Source organism: Candidatus Villigracilis saccharophilus (assembly GCF_016711665.1).
On sequence record NZ_JADJSO010000003.1, the window covers coordinates 55,365 to 66,837 of the forward strand.

Below are 11,473 nucleotides of genomic sequence, written 5' to 3' on the forward strand. Positions count from 1 at the left end.
CCCCCCCCCCCCCCCCCCCCCCCCCCCTTCCCCCCGCCCCCCCCGGCGGGGCGCCCCGGCCCGGGCTTCCCACACCCCCCCGGCCCCGTTCCCCCGGGGGCGGGGACCCCCCCGGCCCCCCCCCCCCCCCCCCCCCCACATTCCCCTTGGCCCCGCCCCCGCCCCCCCGCCCCCCCGCGGCCCCCCCCCGCGCGGCCGGCGCCGGGCCGGCCCCCCCCCCCCCCCGCCCCCCCCCGCCCCGGCCCCCGTCCCCCTGCCCCCTGGCCCGCCCCCCCCCCTGCGGCCCGGGGGGGCCCCCCCCCGCCCGGCCGGGGCCCCCGCGGCCGTGCCGCCGGGGGGGGCCCGCGGCCCCCCCGCCCGGGGTGCCCGGCCCGGGGCGCGGGCGGGGGGCCCGGCGGGCCGGCGGGGGCCCCCCCCCCCCCCGCCCCGCCGGGCCGCGGCCCCGCCGGGGGGCCCCCCCCCCCCCGGCGGGCCCGGGGGCCGGCGGGGGGCGGCGCCCCCCCCCCCCCCCCCCCGGGCCGGTGGCCCCGCCGCCGGGGGCGGCGGCGCCGGGCCCCGCCCCCCCCCCCCCGCCGCGCGCCCCCCCCCCGCCCGGGGGCGGCCGGCCCCCCCCCCGGGGCGCCCCCCCCCCCCCGCCCGGGCCCCCCGGGGGGGGCGCCCCCCCCCCCCCGGCCCCCGCGGGGCCCGGGGCCCCGGGCCCCCCCCGGCCCCCCCCCCCGGCCCCGCGGGCCCCGCCCCCGCGCCGGCCCCCCGGCCCCACACCCCCCCCGGGGGCCCCGCCCGGGGCGGCCCCGGGCCGGCCCCCCCCCCGCCCCCCCCCCCGGCGCCGCCCCCCCCGGCCCCGGGCCGCCCCCCCCCCCCCCCCCCCAAGGGGGGCGCGGGGGGCCCCCGCCCTGCCCCGCGGCCCCCCCCCCCCCCCCGCCCGGGGGGGGGGGGGCGCCCCGGCGGCGGGGCGGCCCGCCCCCCCCCCCCCGCGGGGGGGGCGGCCCCCCCCGGGCCCCGGGCCGCCCCCCTTCCCCGGGGGGGGGGCCCCCCCCGCCCGGGGCCCGCCAGCCCCCGGGGCCTGGGCCGGGGGGGGGGGCCGGCCCCCGCCCGGGGCCGGCGGGGGGGGGGTCCCGGGGGGGGCGGGGGCCCCGGGGCCCCCCGCCCCAGGGGGGGGGGGGGGGGGGGGGGCTCCGGCTCCCCCCGGTCCCCCCCCCCCGGCGCGCCCCCGGGGGGGGGGGGGGGGGGGGGGGGGGGGGGGGGGCGGCGATTAACCGCCCCCTCTCACACCACCGGACATGCGGGTCCGCATCCGGCGGTTCAAAAAGAATAACGTACTTTGTTGTATCGTTCCAACATGCTTTCAAGCCCTAGGCTGCGCCAATACGCGTTGCTTAGGGCTTCATGTATCACTGGGCTGTGCGACATTCGCCACGGACTTGTACCAACTGCTCCAAGTGCCGCTCGTCCTTTTGGCACTCCAAGCTTCACAATTTCCCGATAGCGCGTCGTCCCTTTCTTCCAGCGTTTCCACTGCATCTGTCTCAGTCTCCGTCTAATCCATTCGTCCAGTCCCTGAAACACACTCGGCGTTCTTGCCAGTCGGTAGTATCCCATCCAGCCAATCAGATATCGATTGATTTGACGGATGAGTTCTTCCATCTCGCCTGAGCGCGTTCGCTTCGTCAGGTGGCGTATCTTCTCCGCAAAGCGTTCCTTCGTCCGGTTCGCTATTCGGATGAATACTTCTCCCTTCCGTTTCCAGAAACTGAATCCTAGAAATTTCGCCCGTGTCGCTCGTTCGACCTTGCTCTTCTTCGGGTTCACTTTCAACTTCAACTTCTTCTCCAGATACCGCTTCACACTTTCCAGTACCCGTTCTCCAGCTCTCTCCGTTTTCACGTAGATATTGCAATCGTCCGCATATCTCACAAACTTGTGTCCTCGCTCTTCCAACTCCCTGTCCAGATCATTCAGCATGACATTCGAAAGTAATGGCGATAACGGGCCACCTTGAGGTGTCCCTTCTTCTGTCTCCATCACCACTCCGTTCACCATCACGCCACTATTCAGGTACGCTCGGATGAGCTTCAGTACTCGCTTGTCTTTCACCACGCGCGCCACTCTTGCCATCAGCATGTCGTGATTAACTCGGTCGAAAAATTTCTCCAAGTCTATATCCACGACCCAGTCGTAGCCTTCTCGGATGTACTCCTGACTTTGCTGTACGGCTTGATGCGCGCTTCGCCCGGGTCGAAACCCGTAGCTCTGCGTTGAAAAGATTTCTTCGAACATCGGACTCAACACTTGCGCTATCGCTTGCTGGATTACCCGGTCTATCACTGTCGGTATGCCCAGTTGCCTCACTCCGCCATCCGACTTTGGTATTTCTACCCGCCGAACAGGGCTTGGCCGATACTTCCCACTTTCAAGAGTCTCGCGCACTTCTTGCCAGTGCGCCTTCAAGTAGTCGCGCAGGTCTTCCACTTTCATTCCATCTATTCCTGCCGCTCCTTTATTGCTCTCTACTCGCTTCAACGCGGTCTGCATGTTCTCCCTCTCGAACACCGCTTCCCACGTCCTTACGTCGGATTTTCCATTGTCTCGTGTTGGGAACGGCTCGGCGCTCTGAACAAGTCCCGCAGGCTTCACCTGCTTCGCTTGTCCATCAGTCTCCCTATCTGAGAGTTTCTGCCTTCCTTGTTCATTCCTCAAACTGCTCACTGTACTAATCCTCTCTTTGTTCAGCCCTTCCCGTCTTCTTTTTTTTTCCGGTACTATGGCTTCTGCTGACTCCTGCCATCTCAATCTGCTTTCACAAGCAGGGTTGCCTTTCAGCTTGATGACAGGTCTCCCCAGGTAAGAACGTTGGCTTTCCCTGCACCCTTGTCGCATTTACTTCCCAAGCCCTTGATTGCATTGGGCTTCGTTGCTTATTGCCAACTCGCCCGACTTGGACAGCCTCTCATGCGCTTCGTGTTCCTCAAGTCGCAGGTTTGCTTCCGGCTTCCTTCAGACCTCACCTCGCGGTAACGCCCTTGCCTTCCGCTAACAGTTGGTGCAATCAACCTCTGTAAGGGTCTTTCACCCTCTAGTCAACGCCCGTGCTGGGCGCACAATAAGAGCCTCGGTAAAAATCCGAGGCTCTTTATCATTGATTATCAAATCTATTTGACTGCTTTCGCAATTGCCGCGATATGTTCGGGAGTATTTCCGCAGCAACCGCCCACAACCTTCGCTCCCAGCTCAACATATTTCTTTGCATAATTCCCCATATCTTCTGGGGTCATATCGTAGACACCCTGCTCAGTCTGAATGTCCATGTGTGGAACGCCCGCGTTTGGCTTGACCCACAACGGAAAATTCGGCACTGTTGCCGCATATTCCTTGACAACCGATTCCATATTCTCAAGCGTTGTCCCGCAATTTGCGCCGATCATCACAGCGCCCATTTCAGTGTACCGTTTGATTACATCCTTCGGCTTGACACCCATCATGGTACGGACACCGCGATCATAGCTGAAAGAGACAACGATCGGCAGGTCGGTCACAGAACGTGCTCCTTCAAAGGCCGCGTTGGTTTCTTCGAAGGAAAACATGGTTTCGATCAATAACAAATCCACACCACCTTCGGCTAATGCCTTGGCTTGTTCTGCAAACGTGGCTTTTACATCCTCTGGTTCAAGCGGACCGTAAGGCTTAAGAAGCCCGCCCACGGGTCCCATGGAGCCAGCAACCATGCCATTGTTGAGAGAGGCGGCTTTGCGCGCGATCTCAACAGCCCGCATATTTACCTCAGGCATTCGATCCTGATATTTTGAATCCTTCATTCTCATGCGCGTCCCGCCGAAGGTACAGGTGAGAATAATATCCGAGCCTGCCTGGGCGAAAAAGCTTGCCAATTTCAAAAGTGTATCGGGATCGTCAATGATGAGATCCTCTGGTGGCTTACCCGGCTTGAGTCCCATCTTCTGCAAATTTGATCCTGTTGCCCCGTCCGCAACAAGGATCTCCCCGCCGTTCAATCTTTCCAAAAATTTATTCATCTGCTCTCCTTTTTACCACGAAGGAGACAAAGGGTTACAAAGGTTTTAAAAATCTTTTCCTTCGTGTGCCTTCGTGACACTTTGTGGTTAATGTTTTTATTTGACCATAAATTTCTTCGCCATCGGATCCGCCACCCGATTGGGAATCAAATGCGCGATATGCGGGAACGCCTCGCTCATATGTGGGAAACTTGTCGCAAGCATGAATTGATTTTGGAACTCAGGATCAGTTGGTAATTCAAATCTTTCAACCTTGCGTGCCACCGATTCAATTTCCCTGCGCTTTTCAATATTTAGCAGCGCAATCCGCGCGCCATCTCCTGCGGCATTGCCAACGGCATATACATTATCCAAAACACAATCGGGAATCAATCCGATCAGCATGGCTTTTTCCTTATCAATATAACTTCCAAAGCCGCCCGCAAGGATGATTTTATCAGGAGATTCTAAACCAGAGCGCTTCAATAATGTTCGCGCCGCGGTGAATAACGCAGCCTTCGCCAATTGAATTTGTCTCACATCCTGCTGGGTCATGGGGATGTCGCGGCCAATGGAAGTTTCATCAGCCCAGGCAATGACATACTCCCAGCCGCTCTCCCCCTTTCGGATACGATTCGAACTTAACCCGGTCTTGAACTTACCGCGAGAGTCCACAATCCCTGCCCGGAATAATTCTGCCACTCCGTCAATGATGGCTGACCCGCAGATTCCCTTGACCTTACCTTTGAAGTCAGCGTGATCTATATTCCAACCGTCCACACCGATAACCTTATATTTGGGTTCCAGTGTGTTCTCGTCAATAATGATACGTTCCATTGCGCCCGGCGCGGCTCGCATTCCATACTCCACATGCGCGCCTTCGAGCGCAGGTCCAGTGGGCGTGGATGTGCACACCAATCGTTTGCGATTTCCCAAAACAAGTTCCGCATTCGTTCCGACATCAATCAATAGCCAATTTTCATCCTGCTTGTGCGGTTCTTCTGCGAGGATCATCGCGCTGGTATCCGCACCGACAAACGATGCGATCGTAGGCAGGATATGAATATTGCCAGCCAAATTGATATGCAATCCCAGTTCACGTGCCTTCACATCCACCGACTTATGGATCGCAGGTACAAATGGAGCAAGCCCCAAGTCCTTTGGATGCAGGTTTAGCAAAAGATGATGCATGGTCGAGTTGCCAACCAATACCATCTCTAGAATATCTTCAGTTTTTATCTTGGCAGTCTTCGCGGCTTGCTTGAGCAATTTATTCAACGTGGCAATAATCGCTTTATGCAACTTCTCAAGCCCATCTTTATGCTCGATTGTGTATTGAATACGGGACATCACATCCTCGCCATACACGATCTGTGGATTCATCTCAGATTCCTGCGGCAAGCATTTCACCAGTGCGCAAATTACATAAATATAAAGCGACAGTTGTAGAACCGATATCCACAGCCGCCCCGTAACTATCTTCGTGATAGCCAGCCTGAACCTGCACAACTTCCCGATCCTGCCAAACTGAAACAGTCACGTTCCATTTTGCATCACGCAGGGTGGACGATAACGTCCGCAGGCATTGATAATCAATTTCCATCTCATGCCAGCGCGGAAGTTTTTCTTCCGTGCCGCGCACCAAAGCCATGGATGTTTCCAATCCCTTCGCGAGGCGTTCCCAATCCGCGATGGGACGTTCTAAATTCGGCGGAGACATCGTGACAAGGTATTTTCGGATGGCAGGTTTGATCTCGATCTCCCGCTGCGTGGCACTCTTGCGGACGATCTGCTTGTTTCCACGGCTTTCCTCAGGCACGTTGATCAACACATCACCGTGTATCTTGCATTGGCAGGAAAGCCGCACCTGCCCCACTTCCCAGCCTTTATCTTTTAATAACTTGGGTCTGCGGGCAAAGTACGCGGCTTCTTCAGTGGTCACGGGCGAAACATTCTCGCGCCGTGAATCCATGTTGTATTTCTCGAAGCGGCCTTCTTCAATTAAAACCATACACTTGCCGCAAGTGGCATTCTCAGCGCAAATGGATTCGATCTCCACACCCAAGTCACGCGCGGCGGAACGAATGGAAATCCCTTCTTCCACCTGTCCGCGGGATCCTGAAGGTTGCAGGATGATAGTATGTTTTTTTGTCATATTTTTTGAACCGCAAAGGCCGCGAAGAAAGTCTTTTATTCTGTAGTTTCGCCAAAATAATGGAATGAGCATTGGAAAATCTGGTAGGATAAGTTTGCACCAATCCAAAGACCAGAGGGTTCCCAATGCTCCCCGTGATTGTACAACATTCTGAAGCATTAGCGACATATATTTTTGCTCTCAACTTGCACTTTACCAACCGCAGATCCGACACTTACTTCAGATCGTAGATGCCTTGATCGTCTGTAACCAGAGAAAGACACTGAGCGACCTATCACGCTGTTCCATGTTTCACTTGATAAGCGCTGGCGGATTTCTTTCGAGAAAGTCCGTGGAGGTGGACCTGATCGGGAACAAGAAATTCATGCTAAGCCCGGAACTTGCCAGCCAAGCGGGCTTGCCGATCAAGATCATGGCCGGGCTGGATGACAGTCTGGGTAAAAAGGAAAAGCCACGGAGTTTGCAAGCCGTGGATATTCATCACAATCACAACGAGAGCAGCAAGAAGAAGCAATCCTGGAGCAATGGCTATGTATATGTCGAACTCCACCAGATCGGACCGTTCAGCTTTCTGTTCGCACGCGGCTGTATTTACGCGAGAAGAAAGTCCGTCAACTCAATCGTGAACGATCCAAAGACAACCGCTTGCTGTATCGTAGTAAGTACAACCTGGCACGCGGGATGTTGATCGAACTGAAAGAACTTCTGCCCGCAGGGTGCCAAGTCTACGTCTTGTTTGACTCTTGGTACTCCTCTGCAAAGTTGATCAAAATTCTGCCGCGTCAGAAATGGCGGGTAGTGTGTGCCTCAAATCCAATCGAAAAATAGAGAAGCAACGTGTCATCTCTACAACCAAACGCTCAGGCACAAGCCTTACCAGAAGATCACTCTGGAGGCTGCAGGCGACCCAGCCTGCTCGAACTTTTACGTCCGCACCGTGGCCCGGACATATTGAAAACGTTCAGCAGGAAGTCTACGTGATCATCTCAAAGAAGCGCCCAAGGGATCACTTCCCCAAGTACTTCCTTTGACAGACACTTCCCTTCGGCTCAGGGGCCTTGAGGAATTACCAAAAGCGTTGGCCGGTCAAGTCGATAATCTCTATCTCAAGTCCTCGTCTCGGTGACTTCCGTCTGCAATCCTTCGAGCCATTGAAAAGTGGTTTGCGGTCGTGGTGCTGGCGATCAACTATTTACAATACTGTGCCATGCTCACCTACAAACCCAACCACTCCTCTGATTGCAAACGTCAACACAGCGCTCTCTTTCCAGGCTCTCCTGAGAACGTTTCATCCACGAGATCAAAAGCAACCTCAACAGGTGGAGAACCTGCAATCCTTCCTGCCTGTTGAACGTGTTGCTACCTGGCGGAAAGTACGGCAGCAATTCCACGCTCCGGTTCCTTGGGGGGCTTCCGGCCTTCCTGCTTTTGCATGCTTAATCTGTCGGGTTGTGGCGCGATTGCGCAAGTTTTTAAGGTTCTATTCTATAATTTGGCGAAACTACAGTTTTTATCTTTCTTTGTGGCCCTCACCTGCACTTGCGTGCGGTGCAAGTGTCGTGTCCTTTGTGGTTAAGTGGTTTTTGCCTCTCGGCGCGGAATCTCTATTTTCGCAAACTCAACTTCCAGTTCAGAAAGAAGCGCGTCGGCAACTTCTTCAGGCGCGCCATCCCGTTCGATCCACGGTCCACGTTTATACTGCGCCGCATATTCCGTTGTTCCCGTTAAACCTTCAGCCATCGCGTACGCATCAATCGCGTTTTGGATTTTTTGTGAGAGTTGTTTCTTGACCGTTCTTCCATCGCCTTCAACAACGATTGAAGAGGGGATATGTTTCCAATAAAAAATTCGATATTTTGTCATTCTGAATCCTCTTTGAAATTATATATAATTTTTAAGACGGATTTTACGGGATGACTGGCGGATGGTCAATGTAGAAATTGAATTTGTTAGCGGGGAATTGAAAATGAAAAGGTGCTTCCCAACCCTTTGCCGTCACTTCGAGCTTGCACATTGCCGCCGTGCGCTGTGATGATGGCTCTCACGATGGACAGCCCCAATCCGGTGCCGCCTGTTTCGCGCGCGCGCGATTTATCGGCGCGATAAAAACGATTAAAAACAGAAGCAAGCTCATCGGGCGTCAGACCGTCACCTGTGTCCCGAATGGATATAACGATTTCTTTTTCATGACTAGCGGACGTGATGGATATTTTTCCATTTTCAGGAGTATGCCTTAAGGCGTTGGATAGAAGATTGAACAGTGCCTGACGAATGCGAAACGGATCCACGCTCACTGCAGACATTTGAACTGGTTCGTTTTCCATTTGAATATTTTTTTCGGCTGAGAGCGGTTCGATGGCTTGCAAAGATTCGCTGATCAACATTTGTAGATCCGTCGGGATTTTTTCCAAATGCAAATTCCCCGACTCTGCCAGCGAAAGTTCGCGCAGATCATTGACCAGGCGGATCAAGTGGCGTGTTTGCCCGTAAAGATTCGCAATTTCAGATTCATCGAGGGTGTATACATGGTCGAGCACGGCGCGCAGATTTCCTTCGAGTACCGCAAGTGGTGTGCGTAATTCATGCGACACATCAGCCATTAAATTCGTGCGTAATTCCTCCGCGTGTTCAAGGTCAGATGCCATCTTGTTAAATGTTTCTGCGAGTTCGATCATTTCCTGGCTGCCGTGCGCAGGGACGCGGACATCCAGTTCCCTTTGCCGATGCGCTGTGCGGCTTTCGATAAATTATTGATTGGGGCGCTGACAACCCGCGCAATGATCAAACTACCTGCCGTTCCCACCACGATCGAAAAGAACATGAACTCGATCAATCGTCCCTGAATTTCGGCGGGGGGCGCATCCATCGGCGATCCCCCATCCAAATCGGACGCAGAACCCGATCTGTCTATTGTGATGGAGAGGAACTGTATAAAGAACATGAAGAATAAAACGCCGCTGATCATCAGACTTAAGCGCACCCATAAGCGATTCATTTTTTATCTCCTGTCAAGCGATATCCAACGCCATACATGGTCTGAATATAAGTTGGGTTATCAGGGTCTGGTTCGATCTTGCGGCGCAGGTTGCGGATGTGTGTATCGAGCGCGCGGCCCATGCCTTCGTAGGCGTATCCAAGGGATTTCTCAAGCAGTTCATCGCGGGTGAGGGTGTAGCCCGGATTGGATAAAAACGCCTCCAATAAATTGAATTCGGTGCGGGTGAGTTCGATGGCATCTGAATCGATCGTTAACATGCGCTGGTCAATATCCAGCTTCAAACTTCCGCAAACGAAGATGTGCGGCGCGGCGTTCGGGGACTGATCCAATTTGACCCGCCTCAGTAGGGCTTTGACGCGTGTGACCACTTCACGCGCGTTGAATGGCTTGGTGATGTAATCATCCGCTCCGAGTTCAAGGCCTACGATCTTGTCTGTATCTTCCACGCGGGCAGTCAGCATAATGATGGGTGTGGCGGCCAGCGCTTTGTCACCGCGCACGATCTGAGTCACTTCCCAGCCGTCACGATTGGGCATCATCAGATCCAATATCACCAGGTCGGGTCGTTCGCGGCGTAATTGATGCAATGCCATTTCACCGTCATGCGCTGTGAGTGTTTGATAACCTGATTGCTCAAGATACGAGCAAATCACTTTAACGATCGAACGGTCATCATCAACCACTAGAATTCTTGGGGTCATAGGTATGCCTCTTGTTTGAATCCCGATGGGTTTTGAAGCCTTCAGGGTTTGTTGATAAAAACATCATAGCATACCATTCTCAAGAAAATCTCAAGAATACAAACAGGCCATCTTCAGGATTTCTTGACAAGTCTTTGTAATACTAAGCACAGTTCTGAACATCATTATGTAAATGGAGAAAACAATGAAATCAATTTTTGCAAGACCTGTTTCCAAACTTGCGCTGATGGTATTGGCGCTTGTAGTTGTATTGAGCGCGGCTGGCTGTGGCGGAAATGCCGCTATCCCCGTTGAAAGTACCGCCGTCCCTGTTGAAAATTCTACTGCTCCCGCTGAAATCCCTGCCCTCCCCAGCGGCGCCGGAAATGTGATGCCGGGCGGCTCAGGCAGTTTTTCATCTGTCGCCCCGACTCACTCCGATCTGGCGTATGCCTCTGTTTCTCAAACACAGAAACTTGACCTGTACATTCCCGAAGGCACAGGACCGTTCCCTGTAGTCATCATGGTCCATGGCGGCGGATTTATGTTCGGAGATAAAGCTGACGGCATGGGCTTGACGGGTGTGGATCAACTCCTCACGGCTGGTTATGCCGTGGCGAGTATCAACTATCGGCTAAGCGGCGAAGCGCAATATCCTGCGCAGATATTCGATGCCAAGGCGGCTGTCCGCTTCCTGCGCGCGAATGCCCAAGCTTATAATCTCAACTCTGAAAAATTTGGCGCGTGGGGCGCTTCGGCTGGTGGGAATTTGGTATCACTGCTCGGCACCACCTGCGGCGTGGCTGAATTGGAAGGTGACCTTGGTAATGTAGATCAATCCAGTTGTGTGCAGGCAGTTGGGGATTGGTTCGGCCCGATAGATTTCTTGAAGATGGATGAGCAATTTGCAGGTACGAGCTGTGAGCAAAGTCACAACGCCGCCAATTCACCTGAATCAAAACTGGTCGGCGCTGAAATCCAAACTGTCCCTGATCTGGTTGCCACCACCAACCCGATGAATTACATCACCGCTGACGACGCGCCTTTCTTCATTGAAAACGGTACCGCTGATTGCAATATCCCGCCCATTCAAAACAAAAATCTGGCAGACGCACTTGGTGGAGTCATCGGCGCGGACAAGGTGACCTACACTTCGCTCGAAGGCGCAGGCCACGGCGGTTCACAATTTGAAGCAGAAGAAAATGTGAATCTGGTGATTAAATTTCTGGATACTTACTTGAAGTGAAAAAGACTCTTGCGCGAAAATTATTCGTCCAAGAGTTTCTTTTTTTATTTATCCGTTCCTAATCTGTTGATGCCAGCGCATTCCCCGCCAGCCAGCCCGTCGTCCATGAAGACTGAAAGTTGAATCCGCCCGTGATACCGTCAATATCCAAAACTTCACCCGCGAAAAATAATTTTTCAACCACACGGCTTTGCATGGTCTTGAAATTCACTTCATCCAAACGCACGCCGCCGCATGTGACAAATTCCTCTTTAAATTGTCCCTTGCCGATGATCTCAAATTTCCCTACAGTTAATTCTTCAGCCAGTTTTCTGATCTCCACTTTTGAAATATCACCCCAATTTTTCTCGCCGACAAAATAAGCAAGCTGCTTCCATAACCGCGCAG

At 54.8% G+C, this 11,473-nt stretch carries 11 protein-coding genes; 2 read left to right on the forward strand and 9 right to left on the reverse strand.

Translation table 11 applies throughout. The features are described from left to right. Positions 1-1,302: 1,302 nt before the first annotated feature. The 4 genes from ltrA to IPL17_RS01955 form a co-directional block, all read right to left on the reverse strand. The gene (ltrA, locus tag IPL17_RS01940; protein WP_345305391.1) at positions 1,303-2,532 is read right to left on the reverse strand and encodes a group II intron reverse transcriptase/maturase; all 1,230 of its coding nucleotides are present in this window, start codon (positions 2,530-2,532) and stop codon (positions 1,303-1,305) included. 617 nt (positions 2,533-3,149) lie between these two features. Continuing rightward, the gene (locus IPL17_RS01945; RefSeq protein ID WP_345305392.1) at positions 3,150-4,028 is read right to left on the reverse strand and encodes a homocysteine S-methyltransferase family protein; all 879 of its coding nucleotides are present in this window, start codon (positions 4,026-4,028) and stop codon (positions 3,150-3,152) included. A gap of 96 nt (positions 4,029-4,124) precedes the next feature. Beyond that, positions 4,125-5,390 (reverse strand): ASKHA domain-containing protein, encoded by a 1,266-nt coding sequence (locus tag IPL17_RS01950; protein WP_345305393.1) that lies wholly within the window; start codon positions 5,388-5,390, stop codon positions 4,125-4,127. A 1-nt stretch (position 5,391) separates the two neighbouring features. Then, positions 5,392-6,162: a 2Fe-2S iron-sulfur cluster-binding protein gene (locus tag IPL17_RS01955; protein WP_345305394.1), complete on the reverse strand. Its 771-nt coding sequence runs from the start codon at positions 6,160-6,162 to the stop codon at positions 5,392-5,394. 286 nt (positions 6,163-6,448) lie between these two features. On the opposite strand from IPL17_RS01955, the gene IPL17_RS01960 reads away from it, so the two are divergent. After that, complete coding sequence (locus IPL17_RS01960; protein ID WP_345305395.1) at positions 6,449-6,850, forward strand: hypothetical protein; 402 nt, start codon at positions 6,449-6,451, stop codon at positions 6,848-6,850. Positions 6,851-7,734: 884 nt separating this feature from the next. Here IPL17_RS01960 and IPL17_RS01965 read toward each other — a convergent pair. The 4 genes from IPL17_RS01965 to IPL17_RS01980 form a co-directional block, all read right to left on the reverse strand. Next, on the reverse strand, positions 7,735-8,025 hold the full coding sequence (locus IPL17_RS01965) for a virulence factor (RefSeq protein WP_345305396.1): 291 nt from the start codon (positions 8,023-8,025) through the stop codon (positions 7,735-7,737). 86 nt (positions 8,026-8,111) lie between these two features. Beyond that, entirely contained in the window at positions 8,112-8,837 is a 726-nt protein-coding gene (locus IPL17_RS01970) for an ATP-binding protein (protein ID WP_345305397.1), read from the reverse strand. Next, positions 8,834-9,157 carry a hypothetical protein gene (locus IPL17_RS01975; RefSeq protein WP_345305398.1) on the reverse strand — a complete coding sequence of 108 codons (324 nt, stop codon included), beginning with the start codon at positions 9,155-9,157 and terminating at the stop codon, positions 8,834-8,836. The genes IPL17_RS01970 and IPL17_RS01975 overlap by 4 nt, the downstream gene beginning before the upstream one ends. Further along, a complete protein-coding gene (locus IPL17_RS01980; protein WP_345305399.1) occupies positions 9,154-9,861 on the reverse strand; it encodes a response regulator transcription factor in 708 nt (235 codons plus the stop codon). Before IPL17_RS01980 ends, IPL17_RS01975 begins: the two co-directional genes overlap by 4 nt. Before the next feature lie 184 nt (positions 9,862-10,045). Here IPL17_RS01980 and IPL17_RS01985 point away from each other — a divergent pair, with 184 nt between their 5' ends. Continuing rightward, complete coding sequence (locus tag IPL17_RS01985) at positions 10,046-11,086, forward strand: alpha/beta hydrolase (protein WP_345305400.1); 1,041 nt, start codon at positions 10,046-10,048, stop codon at positions 11,084-11,086. A gap of 58 nt (positions 11,087-11,144) precedes the next feature. On the opposite strand, the gene IPL17_RS01990 is transcribed toward IPL17_RS01985, so the two are convergent. Further along, positions 11,145-11,473, reverse strand: a 329-nt coding sequence (locus IPL17_RS01990) for an NAD(P)/FAD-dependent oxidoreductase (protein WP_345305401.1), incomplete at its 5' end; no start/stop codon positions are given.